This is a genomic window from Bradyrhizobium valentinum, from assembly GCF_001440405.1.
Lineage (GTDB): Bacteria > Pseudomonadota > Alphaproteobacteria > Rhizobiales > Xanthobacteraceae > Bradyrhizobium > Bradyrhizobium valentinum.
The window spans coordinates 1-20,186 of sequence record NZ_LLXX01000205.1; the positions used below are offsets into that span (position 1 = coordinate 1).

General features: G+C 63.0%; 18 protein-coding genes. 12 read left to right on the forward strand and 6 right to left on the reverse strand.

Annotation, left to right across the window (positions count from 1 at the left end; all coding sequences use genetic code 11):
- From infB to CP49_RS35765, 6 genes are all read left to right on the forward strand, one after another.
- The coding region (gene infB / locus CP49_RS35740) for a translation initiation factor IF-2 (RefSeq protein ID WP_057854805.1) at positions 1–2,065 on the forward strand (2,065 nt) is incomplete at its 5' end.
- A 186-nt stretch (positions 2,066–2,251) separates the two neighbouring features.
- Positions 2,252–2,665 (forward strand): 30S ribosome-binding factor RbfA, encoded by a 414-nt coding sequence (rbfA, locus tag CP49_RS35745; protein ID WP_057854806.1) that lies wholly within the window; start codon positions 2,252–2,254, stop codon positions 2,663–2,665.
- Positions 2,665–3,801, forward strand: coding sequence for a tRNA pseudouridine(55) synthase TruB (gene truB, locus CP49_RS35750; protein ID WP_057854807.1), 1,137 nt, complete (start codon positions 2,665–2,667; stop codon positions 3,799–3,801). Before rbfA ends, truB begins: the two co-directional genes overlap by 1 nt.
- A gap of 2 nt (positions 3,802–3,803) precedes the next feature.
- A complete protein-coding gene (gene rpsO, locus CP49_RS35755; protein WP_057854808.1) occupies positions 3,804–4,073 on the forward strand; it encodes a 30S ribosomal protein S15 in 270 nt (89 codons plus the stop codon).
- A 318-nt stretch (positions 4,074–4,391) separates the two neighbouring features.
- Positions 4,392–6,548 carry a polyribonucleotide nucleotidyltransferase gene (pnp, locus tag CP49_RS35760; protein WP_057854809.1) on the forward strand — a complete coding sequence of 719 codons (2,157 nt, stop codon included), beginning with the start codon at positions 4,392–4,394 and terminating at the stop codon, positions 6,546–6,548.
- Between the two features lie 344 nt (positions 6,549–6,892).
- The gene (locus CP49_RS35765; protein ID WP_057854810.1) at positions 6,893–7,630 is read left to right on the forward strand and encodes a superoxide dismutase; all 738 of its coding nucleotides are present in this window, start codon (positions 6,893–6,895) and stop codon (positions 7,628–7,630) included.
- Positions 7,631–7,703: 73 nt separating this feature from the next.
- Here CP49_RS35765 and katG read toward each other — a convergent pair whose 3' ends face one another.
- Positions 7,704–9,854 carry a catalase/peroxidase HPI gene (katG, locus tag CP49_RS35770; protein WP_057854811.1) on the reverse strand — a complete coding sequence of 717 codons (2,151 nt, stop codon included), beginning with the start codon at positions 9,852–9,854 and terminating at the stop codon, positions 7,704–7,706.
- 100 nt (positions 9,855–9,954) lie between these two features.
- Between katG and CP49_RS35775 the strand changes: the two genes are divergently transcribed.
- From CP49_RS35775 to CP49_RS35785, 3 genes are all read left to right on the forward strand, one after another.
- Positions 9,955–10,884 carry a hydrogen peroxide-inducible genes activator gene (locus CP49_RS35775; protein WP_057854812.1) on the forward strand — a complete coding sequence of 310 codons (930 nt, stop codon included), beginning with the start codon at positions 9,955–9,957 and terminating at the stop codon, positions 10,882–10,884.
- A 35-nt stretch (positions 10,885–10,919) separates the two neighbouring features.
- On the forward strand, positions 10,920–11,375 hold the full coding sequence (locus tag CP49_RS35780) for a GNAT family N-acetyltransferase (RefSeq protein WP_156438846.1): 456 nt from the start codon (positions 10,920–10,922) through the stop codon (positions 11,373–11,375).
- A 236-nt stretch (positions 11,376–11,611) separates the two neighbouring features.
- On the forward strand, positions 11,612–12,208 hold the full coding sequence (locus tag CP49_RS35785; protein ID WP_057854813.1) for a glutathione S-transferase family protein: 597 nt from the start codon (positions 11,612–11,614) through the stop codon (positions 12,206–12,208).
- A gap of 139 nt (positions 12,209–12,347) precedes the next feature.
- On the opposite strand, the gene fabI is transcribed toward CP49_RS35785, so the two are convergent.
- From fabI to fabA, 3 genes are all read right to left on the reverse strand, one after another.
- Positions 12,348–13,148 (reverse strand): enoyl-ACP reductase FabI, encoded by an 801-nt coding sequence (fabI, locus tag CP49_RS35790; RefSeq protein WP_057854814.1) that lies wholly within the window; start codon positions 13,146–13,148, stop codon positions 12,348–12,350.
- Positions 13,149–13,302: 154 nt separating this feature from the next.
- The gene (gene fabB, locus CP49_RS35795) at positions 13,303–14,526 is read right to left on the reverse strand and encodes a beta-ketoacyl-ACP synthase I (protein ID WP_057854815.1); all 1,224 of its coding nucleotides are present in this window, start codon (positions 14,524–14,526) and stop codon (positions 13,303–13,305) included.
- 61 nt (positions 14,527–14,587) lie between these two features.
- Positions 14,588–15,109, reverse strand: a complete 522-nt coding sequence (gene fabA, locus CP49_RS35800) for a 3-hydroxyacyl-[acyl-carrier-protein] dehydratase FabA (RefSeq protein ID WP_057854816.1) — start codon at positions 15,107–15,109, stop codon at positions 14,588–14,590.
- A 335-nt stretch (positions 15,110–15,444) separates the two neighbouring features.
- Between fabA and irrA the strand changes: the two genes are divergently transcribed.
- Positions 15,445–15,936, forward strand: coding sequence for an iron response transcriptional regulator IrrA (gene irrA, locus CP49_RS35805; protein WP_057854836.1), 492 nt, complete (start codon positions 15,445–15,447; stop codon positions 15,934–15,936).
- 141 nt (positions 15,937–16,077) lie between these two features.
- Here the strand turns inward: irrA and CP49_RS35810 are convergent, their stop codons facing one another.
- Entirely contained in the window at positions 16,078–16,605 is a 528-nt protein-coding gene (locus CP49_RS35810) for an SH3 domain-containing protein (RefSeq protein ID WP_057854817.1), read from the reverse strand.
- Positions 16,606–16,966: 361 nt separating this feature from the next.
- Between CP49_RS35810 and CP49_RS35815 the strand changes: the two genes are divergently transcribed.
- Positions 16,967–17,968: a 2-hydroxyacid dehydrogenase gene (locus tag CP49_RS35815; protein ID WP_057854818.1), complete on the forward strand. Its 1,002-nt coding sequence runs from the start codon at positions 16,967–16,969 to the stop codon at positions 17,966–17,968.
- Between the two features lie 177 nt (positions 17,969–18,145).
- Here the strand turns inward: CP49_RS35815 and CP49_RS35820 are convergent, their stop codons facing one another.
- The gene (locus CP49_RS35820; RefSeq protein WP_057854819.1) at positions 18,146–19,066 is read right to left on the reverse strand and encodes a LysR family transcriptional regulator; all 921 of its coding nucleotides are present in this window, start codon (positions 19,064–19,066) and stop codon (positions 18,146–18,148) included.
- 122 nt (positions 19,067–19,188) lie between these two features.
- Between CP49_RS35820 and CP49_RS35825 the strand changes: the two genes are divergently transcribed.
- Positions 19,189–20,184 (forward strand): aldo/keto reductase, encoded by a 996-nt coding sequence (locus CP49_RS35825; protein WP_057854820.1) that lies wholly within the window; start codon positions 19,189–19,191, stop codon positions 20,182–20,184.
- Positions 20,185–20,186: the final 2 nt, after the last annotated feature.

The following is a 20,186-nucleotide window of genomic DNA, read 5'->3' on the forward strand; positions in this document are numbered from 1 at the left end:
CCCGGCTGGCGCCCGTCCGACTGCAGCAGCCGTGCCGCCCGCGCGCGCCCCAGGCGTTGCCGCCGACGGTTCCGATGAAGATGAAGGTCCGCGTCAGGTCCGGCGCGGCCCCGGCGGCGCCATGCGTCCCGCGGTACCCCCCAAGACCACCCACAAGCCCGGGCCGCAGAAGGAACGCGGCCGCCTGACGCTGGTCACCGCGCTCAATGCCGATGACGTGCGCGAACGTTCGATCGCCTCGTTCCGCCGCCGCACCCAGCGCCTGAAGGGCCACGCCGCGAACGAGCCGAAGGAAAAGCTGGTCCGCGAAGTCACGATTCCGGAAGCGATCACGATCCAGGAACTCGCCAACCGCATGTCGGAGCGCGCGGTCGACGTCATCCGTCTGCTGATGAAGCAGGGCGCGATGCACAAGATCACCGACGTGATCGACGCCGACACCGCGCAGCTAATCGCCGAGGAAATGGGCCACTCCGTCAAGCGCGTCGCCGCGTCCGACGTTGAAGAGGGCCTGTTCGACGTCGTCGACGATTCCACCGATACCGAGCCGCGCTCGCCGGTCGTCACCGTGATGGGCCATGTCGACCACGGCAAGACCTCGCTGCTCGACGCGCTTCGTCACGCCAACGTGGTGTCAGGCGAAGCCGGCGGCATCACCCAGCATATCGGCGCCTACCAGGTGACCTCGCCGGAAAGCGGCAAGAAGATCACCTTCATCGATACGCCCGGCCACGCCGCGTTCACCGCGATGCGCGCGCGCGGCGCCAAGGTCACCGATATCGTGATCCTGGTGGTTGCGGCCGATGACGGTGTCATGCCGCAGACGGTCGAGGCGATCAACCACGCCAAGGCGGCGAAGGTTCCGATGATCGTGGCGATCAACAAGATCGACAAGCCCGACGCCAAGGCGGAGCGCGTGCGCACCGAACTGCTGCAGCACGAGGTTCAGGTCGAATCGTTCGGCGGTGAAGTCGTCGACGTCGAGGTTTCCGCCAAGAACAAGACCAATCTCGACAAGCTGCTCGAGATGATCGCGCTGCAGGCCGAACTGCTCGACCTCAAGACCAATTCGGAACGGCCTGCCGAGGGCACCGTGATCGAGGCCAAACTCGATCGCGGCCGCGGCCCGGTGGCCACCGTGCTGGTTCAGCGCGGCACGCTCAAGGTCGGCGACATCATCGTGGCCGGCGCCGAAATGGGCCGTGTCCGCGCGCTGATCTCCGACCAGGGTGAAAACATCGACGAGGCCGGTCCCTCGGTGCCGGTCGAAGTGCTCGGCTTCAACGGACCGCCGGAAGCCGGCGACCGCCTCGCCGTGGTCGAGAACGAAGCCCGCGCCCGCCAGGTGACGAGCTATCGCGCCCACCAGAAGCGCGAGAACGCCGCCGCCTCGATCTCCGGCATGCGCGGCTCGCTCGAACAGATGATGTCGCAGCTCAAGACCGCGGGCCGCAAGGAATTCCCGCTGATCGTGAAAGCCGACGTGCAGGGCTCGCTCGAAGCCATCCTGGGTTCGCTGGAAAAGCTCGGCACCGAGGAAGTTGCCGCGCGTATCCTGCATGCGGGCGTCGGCGGCATCTCGGAATCCGACGTCACGCTGGCGGAAGGTTTCAACGCCGCGATCATCGGCTTCTCGGTGCGAGCCAACAAGGAAGCCGCGGCGGCCGCCAAGCGCAACGGCATCGAGATCCGCTACTACAACATCATCTACGATCTGGTCGACGACATCAAAAAGGCGATGTCCGGCCTGCTCGCGCCGACGTTGCGCGAAACCATGCTGGGCAATGCCCAGATCCTGGAAGTGTTCAACATTTCCAAGGTCGGCAAGGTCGCCGGCTGCCGCGTCACCGACGGCACCGTGGAGCGCGGCGCCAATGTTCGCCTGATCCGCGACAACGTCGTCGTGCACGAAGGCAAGCTTTCGACGCTGAAGCGCTTCAAGGACGAAGTGAAAGAAGTGCAGTCCGGCCAGGAATGCGGCATGGCGTTCGAGAATTACGGCGACATGCGTGTCGGCGACGTGATCGAGTGTTATCGCGTGGAAACCATCCAGCGCTCTCTGTAAGTCCAAATCTTACGAAGAGATTGGGATTTCTGAACTAGACCGTCATGCCCCGCCTTGTGCGCAATTGCGCACTGGGGCGGGGCATCCAGTAGTCGCCGCAATACTTTGGCCACGGAATACTGGATCACCCGCTCCAGTGCGCCATCGCGCACAAGGCGGGTGATGACGACAATTGGGATTTCGACAATGCCCCGCCATCACAACAAGGATTCCGCCCCCGGCGGCTCGCAACGGCAATTGCGCGTTGGCGAGACCGTGCGCCACGCCCTCGCCGATATTCTATCGCAGGGTAACGTGCACGACCCGGATCTCGAGGGTCACATCATCACTGTTCCCGAGGTGAGGATGTCGCCGGACCTGAAACTTGCGACGATTTACGTGATGCCGCTCGGCGGGCGCGACACCGACATCGTGATCGCGGCGCTCGCGCGCAACAAGAAGTTCCTGCGCGGCGAGATCGCTCACCGCGTTAACCTGAAATTTGCTCCTGACCTTCGCTTTCGCGTCGACGAACGATTCGACGAAGCGGAACGGATCGAGAAATTACTGAGAACACCTGCGGTGCAAAGAGACCTCGCACCCGATTCGGACGACAAGTGATGATTATGCCCACCGCCAACGGCGTGATCGCCCAGCAAACTGCCGATTCGCACGACGCTGAGGAAAATATTTTTTCAGATGAGTCCCGCAACGACGGCGAGCGCCGCGTCGATAACGGCGAACGCCGCAGCAACAACGATCCGCGCCACACCAAGCAGCCGCGGCAGAACAACCAGCCCCGTCGCGACAAGCGCGACGTTCATGGCTGGGTGATTCTCGACAAGCCGATCGGCATGACCTCGACGCATGCGGTTGCCGTGCTCAAGCGCCTGTTCCAGGCCAAGCGCGCGGGCCACGCCGGCACGCTCGATCCGTTGGCGTCCGGCGGTTTGCCGATCGCTCTCGGCGAGGCCACCAAGACGGTGCCTTTCGTGATGGACGGCCGCAAGCGCTACCGCTTTACGGTCGCCTGGGGCGAGGAGCGCGACACCGACGACACCGAGGGCCGGGTTGTTAAAACCAGCGATCTGCGGCCGTCGGCCGACGCGATCCGGGCGCTGCTGCCGCAGTTCACCGGCCTGATCGAGCAGATCCCGCCGCAATATTCCGCGATCAAGGTCCAGGGCGAACGCGCCTATGACCTGGCGCGGGACGGCGAAACCGTGGAACTAAAGCCCCGGCCGATCGAGATTCACGAATTAGCCCTTGTAGAACATGGAGATAACGGCCAGTCCGTGTTCGAGGCCGAATGTGGCAAGGGCACCTATGTCCGGGCGCTGGCCCGCGATATCGGCCGGATTCTGGGCTGTTTCGGCCATATCTGCGCGTTGCGGCGGACTTTGGTGGGCCCATTCCGCGAGACGGACATGATTCCGCTGGAAGAGTTGGAGGCTTTATGCAATAGAGCCGCGTCTGGCGAGGGAAGCCTCGCCGACGCGCTTTTGCCCGTTGAGACCGCGCTGGACGACATCCCGGCACTGGCCGTCACACGGGCTGATGCGGCAAGGCTCCATAGGGGCCAGGCCGTTTTGTTGCGCGGACGGGATGCGCCCAATAGTAGCGGCACAGTCTATGTCACGGTGGCAGGCCGGCTTCTGGCCCTCGCCGAAATTGGCAATGGCGAACTCATCCCCAAGCGCGTGTTCAACCTGACCGGGCTGACTGCCAGTCCCGGTCGCAGCAATGAGAGAGTTTGACGATGTCGATTACCGCCGAACGCAAAGCGGAAGTCATCAAGACGAGTGCTACCAAAGCCGGCGACACCGGCTCGCCCGAGGTCCAGGTTGCGATCCTGTCGGAACGCATCAACAATCTCACGGGCCACTTCAAGACCCACGTGAAGGACAATCATTCACGCCGCGGCCTTCTGAAGCTCGTGTCGACACGCCGCTCGCTTCTCGACTACATCAAGAAGAAGGACGAGGCGCGTTACAAGGCGTTGCTCGAAAAGCATAACATTCGTCGTTGATTTGAGAGTACGCGCGCGCAGTTTGCGCGCGTTTTCGCATGATCTTCCGAACAACCGGACTCCCGTTTTGGGAGACGATCATGCGCAAGGAGCATCATCCGACAAGGATCATGCTCGACAAACGTCCAGCAGCAATCCGGCCGCTGGACAGGGCAAGGTGCCCGTGACTGCCGAGAGGATGGACGCCATCCGAAAGATAAAGACCATGGCAGGATCGCCGGATGCTGATCGCGCATTGCGACCAGCGTCCCGCAATCTTGCGCATGGTCTTTGTGTTTCTGGGCTCCGCTCTCTCGTGAACCCATGAAAGAAGCCACTATGTTCAATAAGCATTCCGTCGAAATCGACTGGGGTGGACGTCCCCTCAAGCTGGAAACCGGCAAGATCGCCCGTCAGGCCGACGGCGCCGTGCTCGCCACCTATGGCGAGACCGTCGTGCTCGCCACCGTCGTCGCCGCGAAGTCGCCGCGCGAGGGCGTCGACTTCCTGCCGCTGACCGTCGACTATCAGGAAAAGACCTACGCCGCGGGCCGCATTCCCGGCGGCTATTTCAAGCGCGAGGGACGCCCGACCGAAAAGGAAACGCTGGTTTCCCGCCTGATCGACCGCCCGATCCGCCCGCTGTTCGCCGACGGCTGGCGCAACGAAACGCAGGTCATCGTCACCGTGCTCTCGCACGACATGGAGAACGATCCCGACGTCGTGGCGATGGTCGCCGCCTCCGCAGCGCTGACGCTGTCGGGCGTGCCCTTCAAGGGACCGATCGGCGCCGCGCGCGTCGCCTTCAGCAACGACGAATACATCCTCAACCCGACGCTCGATGAAATGACCGACACGCAGCTCGAGCTCGTCGTCGCCGGCACGTCGGACGCGGTGCTGATGGTCGAATCCGAAGCCAAGGAGCTTTCGGAAGAGATCATGCTCGGCGCCGTCATGTTCGGTCATCGGCACTTCCAGCCGGTGATCAAGGCGATCATCGAACTGGCCGAGAAGGCCGCCAAGGATCCGCGCGAGGTCACCATCATCGACAACAGCGCGATCGAGAAGGAAATGCTTGGCCTGATCGAGCAGGAGCTGCGCTCGGCCTACGCCATCCCGATCAAGCAGGACCGCTACGCGGCGGTCGGCAAGGCCAAGGAAAAGGTGATTGCCCACTACTTCCCGGAAGGGCAGGAGCCGAAATACGACAAGCTGCGCATCGCCGGGGTGTTCAAAGAGCTCGAGGCCAAGATCGTTCGCTGGAACATCCTCGACACCGGCAAGCGCATCGACGGCCGCGATTCCAAGACCGTGCGCAACATCATCGCCGAAGTCGGCGTGCTGCCGCGCGCCCACGGTTCGGCGCTGTTCACCCGCGGTGAGACCCAGGCGATGGTTGTGACCACGCTCGGCACCGGCGAGGACGAGCAGTACATCGACGCGCTGTCGGGAACTTATAAAGAGACGTTCCTGCTGCACTACAACTTCCCTCCCTACTCGGTCGGTGAAACCGGACGCCTCGGCGGTACCAAGCGTCGCGAAATCGGCCACGGCAAGCTCGCCTGGCGCGCGATCCACCCGGTCCTGCCGCCGCACCACGAATTCCCCTACACGGTGCGCGTGGTCTCCGAGATCACCGAATCCAACGGCTCCTCGTCGATGGCCTCGGTGTGCGGCGCCTCGCTGGCGCTGATGGATGCGGGCGTGCCGCTGAAGCGGCCGACCGCGGGCATCGCGATGGGCCTGATCCTGGAAGGATCGCGCTTTGCGGTTCTGTCCGACATCCTCGGCGACGAGGATCATCTCGGCGACATGGACTTCAAGGTGGCCGGCACCGACCAGGGCATCACCTCGCTGCAGATGGACATCAAGATCGAGGGCATCACCGAGGAGATCATGAAGGTCGCGCTCGGCCAGGCCAGGGAAGGGCGGATCCACATCCTCGGCGAAATGGCCAAGGCGCTCACCAATGCCCGCGCCGAGCTCGGCGAGTACGCACCGCGCATCGAGACCTTCAAGATCGCGACCGACAAGATCCGTGAAGTGATCGGCACCGGCGGCAAGGTGATCCGCGAGATCGTCGAGAAGACCGGCGCCAAGGTCAACATCGAGGACGACGGCACCGTCAAGGTCGCCTCCAACGACGGCGAGGCGATGAAGGCCGCGATCAAGTGGATCAAGTCGATCGCCTCCGATCCGGAGATCGGTCAGATCTACGACGGCACCGTGGTCAAGGTGATGGAGTTCGGCGCCTTCGTGAACTTCTTCGGCGCCAAGGACGGCCTCGTCCACATCAGCCAGCTCGCTTCGGCGCGCGTGCAGAAGACCTCCGACGTCGTCAAGGAAGGCGACAAGGTCAAGGTCAAGCTGCTCGGCTTCGACGACCGCGGCAAGACCCGGCTGTCGATGAAAGTGGTCGACCAGACCACGGGCGAGGACCTCGAGGCCAAGCAGAAGGCGGAAGGTCAGGCCCCGCGCGAAGCGGCCGGCGAGTAAGGCATCGCTGGAGCCCGGTTCTGATGGATCAGAACCGGGCTCCAGTCTTTCTTTGACGCGTTTTCTTCACGCGAACCGGTACCCACCCACGGATCAAGTCCGAGGGCATGCTTCGCTCGAAAACGCTCTAAAATGTGAACAGAGGGCGGCCGAAAGGCCGCCCTTTTTTGTTATCCGCCTGCGTTACATTGGGAGTATTGAGGCACCTGTGCGGTTCCGCCGCAGGGCGCGAAGACAAAAAACGAACCCGATCCCGATAGTCACCCGTAGCTTGCCGCGCAGCGGCGTACGGCGTCCCGTTCACAAGGTACCCACACCAATTGCCCACAGGTAAGGAGAAATCGATGTCATTCATGTCCCGGCGCCAACTGATGTTTGCCGCAACCGGTATCGCTGCCGTTGCGGCGGCCCCCCGTTTCGTATTCGCGCAGGCCGCGGCTCCCGCTGCCGCAGAGGGTCCATTCACGCTGCCGCCGCTTGGCTATCCGACGAATGCGTTCGAGCCTCATATCGACACCAAGACGATGGAAATCCATCACGGCAAGCACCACGCCGCCTATGTCGCCAACCTCAACAATGTCGCCAAGACCAATCCGCGGTTGGGAACGGCGAAGATCGAGGACGTGCTCGGCAATCTGAACGCGCTGGACGACAGCATCAAGTTCACCGTCCGCAACAATCTCGGCGGCCACGCCAACCACACCATGTTCTGGGAAATCATGGGCCCGAACGGCGGCAAGCCCGAGGGCGAGGTGCTGGCGGCGATCGACCGCGACCTTGGCGGCATGGAAAAATTCCAGAACGACTTCAACGCCGCCGGCGGGCGCCAGTTCGGCTCCGGCTGGGTGTTCGTGACCGTCAGCAAGGACGGCAAGCTCGCGATCGAAACCCGCCCGAACCAGGATAATCCGATGATGGACGGCAAGCGCGCTTTGATGGGCAACGACGTCTGGGAGCACGCTTATTATCTGAACTACCAGAACCGCCGCGCCGACTATCTGAAGGCGTGGTGGAACACGGTGAATTGGGCCAAGATCGCGGAGCGCTATGCGGCGGCAAAGGCCGGTACGCTCGGCGCGTAATTAGGATTTAGCGGCACGAAAAAGGGCGGCCTTTCGGCCGCCCTTTGTTTTGTCATTGCGTTTCCGCCAAGCCTCAGGCGACCTCGAACCGATCGAGGTTCATCACCTTGGCCCACGCCGCCACGAAATCCTTGGCGAACTTCTCCTTCGAGTCCGCGCACGCATAGACTTCCGCAAAGGCGCGGAGCTGCGAGTGCGAACCGAAGATCAGGTCGACGCGGGCGCCGGTCCACTTGACCGCATTCGTCTTGCGATCGCGGCCCTCGTAAGCGCCGTCTGAGCCGGCGGGCTGCCATTGCGTGCCCATGTCGAGCAGGTTGACGAAGAAATCATTCGTCAGCGTGCCGGGCTTGTTGGTGAACACGCCATGCTTGGAGCCGCCGAAATTCGCGCCGAGGACGCGCAGGCCGCCGACGAGAGCGGTCATCTCGGGACCCGTGAGCCGCAGCAATTGCGCCCGGTCCACCAACGCCTCCTCTGGCTGCATGAACTGAAGCTTTTTGGCGTTGACGTAGTTGCGGAAGCCGTCGGCCCGCGGCTCAAGTGGTGCAAAGGACTCGACGTCGGTTTGATCCTGCGACGCATCCATGCGCCCCGGCGTGAAGGGCACCTTCACGTCGACCCCGGCGTCCTTGGCGGCTTTCTCGACCGCCGCGCAGCCGCCGAGAACGATCAGGTCGGCAAGCGAGACCTTCTTGCCGAACTCCTTCTGGATCGCTTCGAGCTTCTGCAGCACCGTCTTGAGTTCGGCCGGCTGGTTGACGTCCCAGTCCTTCTGCGGGCTGAGACGAATACGCGCGCCGTTCGCGCCGCCGCGCTTGTCGGAGCCGCGGAACGTCGACGCCGACGCCCATGCGGTCGAGACAAGCTGGGATACCGACAGGCCTGAGCTAAGAATATTCGCCTTCAGCGCGGTGATATCAGCCTCGCCGATCAGCGGGTGATCCACCGCGGGGATCGGATCCTGCCAGATCAGCGTTTCCTTCGGTACCAGCGGGCCGAGGTAGCGCGCGATCGGGCCCATGTCGCGGTGCGTGAGCTTGAACCAGGCACGCGCGAACGCGTCGGCGAACTGATCCGGATGCTCGTAGAAGCGCCGCGAGATCTTCTCGTAGGCCGGGTCGAAGCGCAGCGACAGGTCGGTGGTCAGCATGGTCGGCACATGCTTCTTCGATTTGTCGTAAGCGTCCGGGATCGAGGCTTCCGCGCCCTTCGCCTTCCACTGCTTCGCACCGGCCGGGCTCTGGGTCAGCTCCCATTCATTTTCGAACAGGTTCTTGAAGAACAGATTGCTCCACTTCGTCGGCGTCTGCACCCAGGTGACTTCCGGGCCGCCGGTGATGGCGTCCGCGCCGACGCCCGTGCCATGCTTGCTCTTCCAGCCGAGGCCCTGATCCTCAAGCGCACCGCTTTCCGGGTCCGGTCCCACCAGCGACGGATCGCCGGCGCCGTGGGTCTTGCCGAAGGAGTGGCCGCCGGCGATCAGCGCGACGGTCTCTTCGTCGTTCATCGCCATGCGGAAGAACGTTTCGCGGATGTCCTTGGCCGCCGCGATCGGATCCGGATTGCCGTTCGGCCCTTCCGGATTGACGTAGATGAGGCCCATCTGCACGGCCCCGAGGGGTTCGGCGAGTTGACGCTCGCCGCTGTAGCGTTCGTCGCCGAGCCAGGTGCCTTCGGGACCCCAGAACAGCTCTTCCGGCTCCCAGACGTCGGCGCGGCCGCCGGCGAAGCCGAACGTCTTGAAGCCCATCGATTCGAGGGCGACGTTGCCGGCGAGGATCATCAGGTCGGCCCACGAGATTTTCTGGCCGTATTTCTGCTTGATCGGCCACAAGAGCCGGCGCGCCTTGTCGAGATTGGCGTTGTCAGGCCAGCTATTCAGCGGCGCGAAGCGCTGCTGACCCGCGCCGGCGCCGCCGCGGCCATCGGTGATGCGGTAGGTGCCTGCGCTGTGCCACGCCATGCGGATCATCAGACCGCCGTAGTGACCGAAGTCGGCCGGCCACCATTCCTGCGACTCCGTCATCAGCGCATGCAGGTCCTTGATCACGGCGTTGAGGTCGAGAGTCTTGAACTCCTTGGCGTAGTCGAACGCCTTGCCCATCGGATCGGAAAGAGTGGAGTTGCGGTGGAGAATCGAAACGTCCAGCGCGTCCGGCCACCAGTCGCGGTTGGTGTGTCCGCGCGAGCCCGTGAACGGGCATTTGGTTTTATCATCCATGGTCGTCTCCTGATGGTTCCTGGTCGGATTGGAAGCAATCTAAGCGCCGCCTCTCATCAGGTAAAGTTGATTTTAATGATCGAACCGATAAGATGATCTGATGATCCAGATGACGCTCAGACAGCTCCGCTACTTCGACGCGCTGGTACGGCACGGCCATTTCGGACGCGCGGCAGAGTCGTGTTCCATCTCGCAGCCGGCGCTGTCGATGCAGATCAAGGAAATGGAGGAAACCCTCGGCGGCGTGCTGCTGGAGCGCAGTGCACGACAGGTGACGCTGACGAAATTCGGCGAAGAGATCGTCCAGCGCGTCCGTGACATCCTGCGTTCGGTCGACGAACTCGGCGACTTCGCGCGCGCCTCGCGCGACCGGCTCGCGGGCCGGCTGCGCATCGGCATGATCCCGACGATTGCACCCTATTTGTTGCCGAAGGTGATCGAGAACCTCGCGCGCATGCATCCGGAACTCGACATTCACGTCCGCGAGACGCTGACGCCGAAGCTGATCAAGGAAGTCGCTGAAGGCCGGCTGGATACGGCGATCGTTGCGCTTCCGGTATCCGAACCTTCGCTGACCGAAGTCGCGTGTTTTTCGGAAAATTTCCTGCTGGTGCGGCCGGGCGAGGATGAGGGCACGCCGGTGCCGAGCCACGAGACGCTGCGCGAGATGCGCCTTTTGCTGCTCGAAGAGGGACACTGTTTCCGCGACCAGGCGCTGTCGTTCTGCAACATGCAATCCTCGCCGCCGCGGGAGGTGCTGGACGCGAGCTCGCTCTCGACGCTCGTTCAGATGGTCGGCGCCGGCATCGGCGTCACCCTGATCCCGGAAATGGCGGTCGCGGTAGAAACCCGTTCGGCGCCGGTCTCCGTCGCGCGCTTCAGGAACCCGCAACCGTCGCGAACCATTGGCATGGTCTGGCGCAAGACCAGTCCGCTCGCCGCACAGCTCCAGCAAATCTCCGAAGTGGTTTGCCTCGCAGCCGACGCATTGCGCGAACAGCGCAAGGCGAAATCGCCATTGCGGAAATGACGGGCCTGACGATGCCCGCTTCGGGAGATACCGATTTGCCACAACCCGTCATTCGCCTCGCCCTTGCTGACGAATATGACGAGGTCGCGCGGGTCTGGATGGAGAGCTGGGTATCGACCGGGCTCGAAGACGCCAGCAATTTCCTGCTGGCGAAACTGCGCGCGCGCGTTCCGATGGAGGTCGAGAAGGGCTGGAGCCTTTACGTCGCCGACGACAATGGCAGATTGGCGGCGATGCTGGCGGTGCATTTGCCTGACCGCTATCTCGACCAGCTATTCGTCGCGCCGGAGTATCAGGGCAACGGTCTCGGGCGCCGATTGCTTGCCTTCACGCGACAACATCTGCCGGATGAAATCTGGCTGCGCTGCGTGCGCGAGAATGAAAAGGCATGGCGCTGGTACGAGCGCGAGGGCTTTGTGTTCGAGAAGGAGCAGGTCGAGCCGATGACCGGCTTCGTGATGAAGTATTACCGATGGAAGAAGAGCGACTGATCCGGGGCGTGCGAAGCATCTTCGCCTTGCGCATCGCTTGCACACGCTCTAGTTTCACAAAGACTCCGACGCGCCCCGCGCTTCGGACCTGCTGGCCGCAAGCCTAGAGCAGACCATGCCAGCGATGCTTACAGAGCAATGCTGAGCTGAAGCTCCGGTATCATCTCAGCCGCCAGTCGTGACGCTGACGCAATCCTGCGCGACATTTCGCAATTGATCCGAAAGGGAAACGTCTGATGATAAAGCTCTACTGGTCGCCCCGCTCCCGCTCCATCTCCGCGATTTGGCTGCTGGAAGAGACCGGGCTGCCTTACGAACGCGTGCTGACCGATATTTCGACCGGCGCGCAGAAGGCGCCGGAATATCTCGCGATCAATCCGATGGGCAAGGTGCCGGGGCTGAAGGACGGCGACGCCGCGCTTGGCGAAGCCGCCGCGATCTGCGCCTATATCGCCGACCGCTATCCGGAAACCGGGCTGGCACCGGCCGCGACCGATCCGCTGCGGGCGAGATATCTGCAGTGGCTGTTCTTTTCACCCAGTTGCATCGAGCCGGCGTTGATCCAGATGTTCACGAAACTGGAAGTGCCGCCGAGCACGGCGGCGTGGGGCAGCGCGACGCAGACGTTCGACGTGCTCGATGCCGCCTTGCAAAAGGGTCCATGGATTCTCGGCGAAAAATTCTCCGCCGCCGACATCATGTTGGGCTCGGGCCTGAACTTCGCGGTGCGGGCGTTCAAGATGGTGTCGCCACGACCGTCGTTCGACGCCTATATCGACCGCTGCGTGGCGCGCCCGGCGTTCCAGCGCGCGGAGAAGATCGCGGCGGGATGAACCGCCTACTCCTGTCGTCACCCGCGAAGGCGGGTGACCCAGTACTCCAGAGACATCAGTGATTGAAACGAGGGGCCGCGGCGTACTGGATGCCCCGCCTGCGCGGGGCATGACGACTTAGTCATGGGCGACTCGAGCGCTACTCCGCCTTCAGTTCTTCCGGCCGCGGCATCGAAATCACGTTGTAGCCGGAATCGACGTAGTGGATTTCGCCGGTGACGCCGCCCGAAAGGTCGGACAGCAAATATAGCGCCGAGCCGCCGAGTTCTTCCAGTGTCACGCCGCGGCCGAGCGGCGAATGCTTCTGCTGGAACGCGAACATCGCGCGCGCATCGCCGATGCCCGAGCCTGCGAGCGTGCGCACCGGCCCCGCCGAGATCGAATTGATGCGGATCTTGCGGGGGCCGAAATCGGCAGCGAGATAGCGCACTGTGGCTTCAAGCGCCGCCTTCGCCACGCCCATCACGTTATAATTCGGCATCACGCGCACCGAGCCGCCGAAGGTCAGCGTGATCATCGAGCCGCCGCTCTCCGGCATCAGTTCGGCCGCGCGCTTGGCTAGCTCCGTAAAGGAGAAGCAGGAGATCAGCATGGTGCGCGAGAAATTCTCGCGCGTGGTGTCGGCATAGCGTCCCTTCAACTCGTTCTTGTCGGAGAACGCGATGGCATGGACGAGAAAATCGAGATGGCCCCATTTGGCCTTCAGCGCCGCGAATACGGAATCGACGCTCGCAATATCCTCGACGTCGCACGGCAACACGGTGTCGATACCGAGCGATTGCGCCAGGGGCTTGACGCGCTTGCCGAGCGCATCGCCCTGGTAGGTGAAGGCGAGTTCGGCGCCCTGCGCGTGCAGCGCTTTCGCAATACCCCATGCGATCGAATGATCATTGGCGACGCCCATGACCAGTCCGCGCTTGCCTTTCATCAGGTCTTGCATCGTACGCTCGCTCCCATTGTCTTCGACGTCATCACCCGCGAATGCGGGTGATGCAGTATTCCAGAGGGGTCAGTGATTTAGCCGAAAGGCCGCGGCGTACTGGATGCCCCGCCCCAGTGCGCAATTGCGCATAAGGCGAGGCATGACGAGTACATCACGCATCCATCCGCTTGAACACCAGCGTGGCGTTGGTGCCACCGAAGCCGAAGGAGTTCGACAGCACAGTGCCGAGCTTGGCGTTGTCGATGCGCTTGCGCACGATCGGCATGTCGGCGAAGACCGGATCGAGCTCGGTGATGTGAGCGCTCTCGCAGACGAAGCCGTTGTTCATCATCAGAAGCGAATAGATCGCCTCCTGCACGCCGGTGGCACCGAGCGAGTGGCCGGTCAGCGCCTTGGTCGCCGAGATCGGCGGGCACTTGTCGCCGGTGCCAAAGACCTTGCGGATCGCCTCGATCTCCGGGGGATCGCCGGCCGGCGTCGAGGTCGCATGCGGATTGATGTAATCGATCGGCGTCTTCACGGTTTCGAGCGCCATGCGCATGCAGCGCTCGGCGCCTTCGCCCGACGGCGCGACCATGTCGTAACCATCAGACGTGGCGCCATAGCCAACCACTTCGGCGTAGATGCGCGCGCCGCGCGCCTTGGCGTGCTCCAGCTCTTCCAGCACCACCACGCCGGCGCCGCCGGCGATGACGAAGCCGTCGCGGTTGACGTCGTAGGGGCGCGAGGCCGTGGCGGGGGTGTCGTTGTATTTCGAGGACATCGCGCCCATCGCGTCGAACAGCACCGACAGCGACCAGTCGAGCTCCTCACAGCCGCCGGCGAAGATCACGTCCTGCTTGCCGATCTGGATCGTCTCATAGGCGTTGCCGATGCAATGGTTCGAGGTCGCGCAGGCCGACGAGATCGAATAGTTCACGCCCTTGATCTTGAACCAGGTCGCGAGCGTGGCCGATGCCGTCGACGACATAGCCTTCGGCACCGCGAATGGCCCAACCCGTTTGGGCCCCTTGCTCCGGGTGATGTCGGCCGCTTCCACGATGGTGCGCGCGGACGGCCCGCCAGAGCCCATAATAATGCCGGTACGGACGTCGGAGACTTCCGTGGGCGTCAGTCCGGAATCCTGGATCGCCTGCTCCATCGCGATGTGATTCCACGCTGCGCCCTCACCGAGGAAGCGCATCGCGCGGCGGTCGATGACGTCGGCCGGATTGATGGTCGGCGCGCCCTGCACCTGCGAACGGAAGCCCAGCTCGGCGTACTTGTCGGCGCGCTTGATCCCGGATTTTGCGTCGTGAAGGCTCGCAAGCACTTCCTGGGTGTTGTTTCCGATGGACGAGACAATGCCCATCCCCGTTATGACAACCCGCTTCATGATCGCCTCGCCCTACCGTTTCCGTTCGTCAGTGAAGATATTTGATGCATGATCACGCCGCTCAGGTGGGCGCGGTGCCCTGCTTGAACAGCCCGACCTTCAGGTCCTTGGCGCGATAGATAATCTCGCCATCCATGGAAAGCCAGCCGTCGGCAACGCCAAGCACCAGCTTTGAGCGCATCACGCGTTTCATGTCGATGTTGTACACAACCTTGCGAGCGTTCGGCAGCACCTGGCCGGAGAACTTCAGTTCGCCCAGCCCCAGTGCCCGGCCGCGTCCTTCGCCACCGATCCAGCCCAGGTAGAAGCCGACCATCTGCCACATCGCGTCGAGGCCGAGACATCCGGGCATGACCGGATCGTTCTTGAAATGACAGCCAAAGAACCACAGGTCCGGCTTCACATCGAGTTCGGCGCGGATCAGACCCTTGCCGAATTCACCGCCATTCTCGCTAATTTCGGTGATGCGGTCGAACATCAGCATCGGCGGCAGCGGTAATTGGGCATTGCCCGGGCCGAACATCTCGCCTCGGCCGCAGGCCAGCAAATCCTCGTATTCATAACCGCCGCGGCGATCCAGCATCGTGTCCAGCCTCTCGTTAGATGTCCCGATGGAGCGCTTTCTGAGCGAACCGGACCCGTTTCCCTACGGGAGAACGTCTGCTTCCCGCAATTTGGCGCTACTTAGGGTGCTATCGGCATTAGCCTCTGCCGAAATCGCATATGTGGTCCGCGCGCTCTGTAACATAGGCACCAATGCCCGGCAAAGCACTGGAACGGGCTAAAATGCCGCGTTGGTGCGCTCGTTCCCCCTTAACCTTGGGCGGGTTCTAGTTGCGAAAAACTTGCATCTACCTGATTTCCTTTTATATTGGGCAAGAATATTGCCCAAGTTAGCGCGTGGTGCCCGAAGTGGACATGAACGACCAAGCTCCGACCCCGAACGACGACGGTATCGATCCGGCCGCCCGCGCCGCCGGACATCAGCCGGCGTTGACCGGCTGTCCCTGGCACGACGTCAACGAAATGCTGCAGGCTGCCGGTCTCCGACCCACCCGCCAGCGCATGGCTCTCGGCTGGCTGTTGTTCGGCAAGGGCGCCCGCCATCTGACCGCGGAAATGCTGTACGAGGAAGCGACGCTAGCCAAGGTTCCGGTGTCACTGGCGACCGTCTACAACACGCTCAATCAGCTCACCGATGCCGGTCTGCTGCGCCAGGTCTCGGTCGACGGCACCAAGACCTATTTCGACACCAACGTCACCGCACACCACCACTTCTATCTCGAGAACAACCACGAGCTGGTCGACATTCCAGATCCGCATCTCGTGCTGTCGAAGATGCCGGACGTGCCGGAAGGCTACGAGATCGCCCGCGTCGACATGGTGGTGCGCCTGCGCAAGAAGCGGTAACGCGTCTCTCTCGGAGTCGTCCCTGCGAACGCAGGGACCCATAACCACAAATCTATGTAGTGAAGGAAGGCGCCTACCCGCTCGCCTCATTGATAGGCCGCGGCGTATGGGCCCCCGCGTTCGCGAGGGCGACGGATAAATTCAATCCACCTTCTCGTCGGCGTAGACGCCCCACAGCCTTTGCTGCTCGATCCAGCCGTCAAAGCCGTTGCCAATCACACGGCACCAACCATTGGCGCATTTCTTGACCTGGGCGACGACGCCAGCCTGTAAACGGGCCGCTACAGCACTGGTCGGATCGGGGCGATCGTAGAGCGAGGCCAGATCGTCCTTGGTCTTCATGGTTACGACCGCGGTGCGGCGGCCGGACAGCAGGGAGTGATAGACCCAGCCCTCGGCGCCTTCGGAATCGCGCACGCGGCGCCAGTTCTCGAACTCGGCCGTTACTTCGACCGGCAGGCCCGAACGGGTATAGATCCAGGCGACGTCGTTATCCTTGGTCGGACCGGCCCGGACATTCACATGGTCGGATTTGAGGCTGACATATCGCGGCACCGGCAGGCCGCTCGTGGTGATGGCCGAATCCTTGGCCGAAAACCCGGTGCTGACCGATGCAAGAAGCCAGCACCCCGCCAGCACCGCCACCGAACAGAAACGCCCCAACGCCATCAACTCGTCTCCTGCCGAGATACTCCCAACTCAAATTCTTCGAGTTGAAACCGCCCGCTAACGCCCGAAAACCCCAGACCCCTGCCCGCTATGGTCGTACCCCGGATTGTGACGTCCGAGGGGTTCTTGTCTTGGCCCGGCCTTCTGATAGAGAGGACGGAACGTTGAGAACAAGAACACCCGGCTTTTTCGCTTGAATCCGAGGTAAGTATTGGGAACCCAAGGACTGACCTAAGGAAACAGCGGGCCGCCGGGACCGCGCGGCATCTGCAGTGTCGAACAACCGGGTTAATGAGGTCTGAACGGCGAAGCCTTTGACGGCCTGAAGGGTTGGCGAGCCATCGCCTCATGAGAGCAGGACATGTCGGTTAAGAAAAAACCTCTCGTCGTCGTCACCCGCAAACTGCCGGACTCCATCGAGACCCGGATGCGCGAGTTGTTCGACGCGAGGTTGAACCTCGACGATGCGCCGATGACGCCGGAACAAATTGCGGATGCGGTCCGCACTGCCGACGTGCTGGTGCCGACCGTCACCGACATGATCAGCGAAGAGATCCTCAAAGATCCCGACTGCAAGCTGCGCATGATCGCCAATTTCGGCAACGGCGTCGACAATATCGACGTCACGGCGGCGCATGCGCGCGGCATCACGGTGACCAACACGCCAAAGGTACTGACCGAAGACACCGCCGACATGACCATGGCGCTGATTCTCGCGGTGCCGCGGCGGCTGATCGAGGGCGCCTCGATCCTGACTGACGGCAAGGGCTGGCCGGGCTGGTCGCCGACATGGATGCTGGGCCATCGCATCGGCGGAAAACGCCTCGGCATCATCGGTATGGGCCGGATCGGCCAGGCCGTGGCCCGGCGGGCGCGCGCCTTCGGCCTGCAGATCCACTATCACAACCGCCGTCCGGTGGCGCCGCGCATCGCCGAAGAACTCGGCGCGACCTATTGGGAAAGCCTCGACCAGATGCTGGCTAGGATGGACATCATCTCGGTGAACTGTCCGCATACGCCGGCGACCTATCATCTGCTGTCGGCGCGGCGGCTGAAGCTGATCCGAAAAGACGCCTATATCGTCAACACCGCGCGCGGCGGGGTGATCGACGAGGACACGCTGATCAAGCTGATCGAAGCCGGCGACGTCGGCGGCGCCGGCCTCGACGTCTACGAGCACGAGCCCGCGGTCAATCCGAAACTGGTGCGGCTGGCGAAAGCCGGCAAGGTGACGCTCCTGCCGCATATGGGCTCGGCTACGATCGAAGGCCGCGTCGAGATGGGCGAGAAGGTCATCATCAATATCCGGACCTTCCTCGACAACCACAAGCCGCCGGACCGCGTGCTGCCCAGCATGCTGTGAGGGCGATTCCTCGGCGAGTCGTCCCCGCCTAGTGCGCAATTGCGCACGGGGCGCGGGGACCCATAACCACCGAAGTCAATTGTAGCTAACAGCTGGAGCACAAGCTCGGCACAACCACGTCGGCCAGTGGTTATGGGTCCCGGCTCAAGGCCGGGACGACGACAAGCTCGTGGCTAACTATGCTGGCTTGTTCCTGCGCCGCTCGCGCTTCCGCCAATCCGCGACAAAGGCCACGAACGCGGCCAGCGCCGGCGGTGGCTGGCGGCGACTGGGGTAATAGAGAAACGGCCCCGGAAACGGCGCGCACCAATCGTCGAGCACGCTGACGAGCGCGCCTGATTTGATGCCGTAGCGAACGTAACCCTCGAATGTCAGCCAGAAGCCCGTGCCGTCATGGACGGCGCGCAGCGCCAGTCCCAGATGGGTCGCGATCAACTTTGCCGGCGGCGAGACCTTGACGACGCGTCCCGCCTTCTCGAATTCCCAATCCAGCATCGCGCCGCTGCCAAAGCGGGTGCGGATGCAGGCGTGATCGAGCAGCTCCTTCGGATGTTTCGGTCGGCCATGTTGCGCCACGTATTCGCGCGAAGCGACCACGGCGTAGCGCTGCGGTGCGCCGAGCGAGACCGCGATCATGTCCTGCGCCAGATGCTCGCCATAACGCACCCCAGCGTCGAAGCCCCCGGCCACGATATCGACGAACGAACTCTCGCCGACGATCTCCAGATCGATCTTGGGATGCGCTGCAAGAAACGGAGCGACCATCGGCGCCAGCACCAGATCGATCGCCGGCGGCGGCGCATTGATGCGCAAACGTCCTGACGGCACGGCGCGCAGGCCACGCACCTGATCCAGCGCTTCGCTGACATCCGATATCGCCGGACCGACGCGGGCCAATAGCAGCTCGCCGGCTTCGGTGAGGGCAACGCTGCGCGTCGTGCGATTCATCAACCGGACGCCGAGCCGCTCCTCCATGTCGCGCAGCCGCTGGCTGAGGCTGGAGACGGAGACGCCCTGCTCGGTCGCGGCACGGCGGAAATTCCGCGTGCGCGCCACGGCAACGAACGCGTCGAGATCGCGGAGATCAAAATCCTTCATTGTTCGATATAATGAACAAGCTATTTTGAATTGTCCAGCTTATCGCCTCGGCGGAGAAGGTTCATATCAGCCTCGTCATCACCACGGCGGCATCGCCGCCACCGCTTACGAGGAGAACTACGATGGAAAAGCGCAAACTTGGCTCCACCGGCCCGACCGTCTCCGCCATCGGACTCGGCTGCATGGGCATGTCGGATTTCTATGGCCCTGCCGACCGCAGCGAGAGCATCGCAACGATCCATGCCGCGCTCGATGCAGGAATTACGTTGCTCGACACCGGCGATTTCTACGGCATGGGCCACAATGAGATGCTGATCCGCGAAGCGCTCACAGGACGCAAACGCGACAATCTGCAGATCAGCGTGAAGTTCGGGGCGCTGCGCGATCCCAACAAGGGCTTTCTCGGCTATGACAGCCGCCCGGCCGCGATCAGGAATTTTGTCGCCTATTCGCTGCAGCGGCTCGGCGTCGACACCATCGACATCTATCGGCCGGCGCGGCTCGATCCGGATGTGCCGATCGAAGAAACCGTCGGCGCGATGGCCGACATGGTGAAAGCCGGCTGGATCAGACATATCGGTCTTTCCGAAGTCGGCTCCGACACCATTCGTCGGGCGCACGCCGTGCATCCGATCGCCGACCTGCAGATCGAATATTCACTGCTCGCACGCGGCATCGAGAACGACATCCTGAAGACCTGCCGCGAGCTCGGCATCGGCATCACCGCCTACGGCGTGCTGGCGCGCGGCCTGATCAGCGGGCACTGGACCAGGGATCGGTCCGGCGCGCAGGACTTTCGCGCCATCAGCCCGCGCTTTCAGGGCAGCAATCTCGATGCCAACCTGGTGCTGGCGGACTCGTTGCGACGAATTGCCGACGATGTCGGTGCTTCGCCGGCGCAGGTCGCCATCGCCTGGGTGGCGGCGCAGGGCAACGATATCGTGCCGCTGGTCGGCGCCCGCCGTCGCGACCGTCTCGCTGAAGCGCTCGGTGCACTCGACGTGAAGCTGACGCCGGCTCATCTGGCCGCACTTGCCGATGCGTTCCCACCGGGCGTGGCCGCGGGGGCGCGCTATCCCGAGGCGCAGCTCGCGCATATGGACAGCGAGAAGCGGTGAAT

What these genes read in the sequence shown, in the direction of transcription:
- katG (WP_057854811.1), bottom strand. Translation starts at nt 9,854, where the DNA reads ATGGATGATAAAACCAAATGCCCGTTCACGGGCTCGCGCGGACACACC.
- CP49_RS35785 (WP_057854813.1), top strand. Translation starts at nt 11,612, where the DNA reads ATGATAAAGCTCTACTGGTCGCCCCGCTCCCGCTCCATCTCCGCGATT.
- fabI (WP_057854814.1), bottom strand. Translation starts at nt 13,148, where the DNA reads ATGCAAGACCTGATGAAAGGCAAGCGCGGACTGGTCATGGGCGTCGCC.
- truB (WP_057854807.1), top strand. Translation starts at nt 2,665, where the DNA reads ATGATTATGCCCACCGCCAACGGCGTGATCGCCCAGCAAACTGCCGAT.
- rbfA (WP_057854806.1), top strand. Translation starts at nt 2,252, where the DNA reads ATGCCCCGCCATCACAACAAGGATTCCGCCCCCGGCGGCTCGCAACGG.
- fabB (WP_057854815.1), bottom strand. Translation starts at nt 14,526, where the DNA reads ATGAAGCGGGTTGTCATAACGGGGATGGGCATTGTCTCGTCCATCGGA.
- fabA (WP_057854816.1), bottom strand. Translation starts at nt 15,109, where the DNA reads ATGCTGGATCGCCGCGGCGGTTATGAATACGAGGATTTGCTGGCCTGC.
- CP49_RS35825 (WP_057854820.1), top strand. Translation starts at nt 19,189, where the DNA reads ATGGAAAAGCGCAAACTTGGCTCCACCGGCCCGACCGTCTCCGCCATC.
- CP49_RS35820 (WP_057854819.1), bottom strand. Translation starts at nt 19,066, where the DNA reads ATGAAGGATTTTGATCTCCGCGATCTCGACGCGTTCGTTGCCGTGGCG.
- pnp (WP_057854809.1), top strand. Translation starts at nt 4,392, where the DNA reads ATGTTCAATAAGCATTCCGTCGAAATCGACTGGGGTGGACGTCCCCTC.
- irrA (WP_057854836.1), top strand. Translation starts at nt 15,445, where the DNA reads ATGAACGACCAAGCTCCGACCCCGAACGACGACGGTATCGATCCGGCC.
- CP49_RS35765 (WP_057854810.1), top strand. Translation starts at nt 6,893, where the DNA reads ATGTCATTCATGTCCCGGCGCCAACTGATGTTTGCCGCAACCGGTATC.
- rpsO (WP_057854808.1), top strand. Translation starts at nt 3,804, where the DNA reads ATGTCGATTACCGCCGAACGCAAAGCGGAAGTCATCAAGACGAGTGCT.
- CP49_RS35775 (WP_057854812.1), top strand. Translation starts at nt 9,955, where the DNA reads ATGATCCAGATGACGCTCAGACAGCTCCGCTACTTCGACGCGCTGGTA.
- CP49_RS35815 (WP_057854818.1), top strand. Translation starts at nt 16,967, where the DNA reads ATGTCGGTTAAGAAAAAACCTCTCGTCGTCGTCACCCGCAAACTGCCG.
- CP49_RS35810 (WP_057854817.1), bottom strand. Translation starts at nt 16,605, where the DNA reads ATGGCGTTGGGGCGTTTCTGTTCGGTGGCGGTGCTGGCGGGGTGCTGG.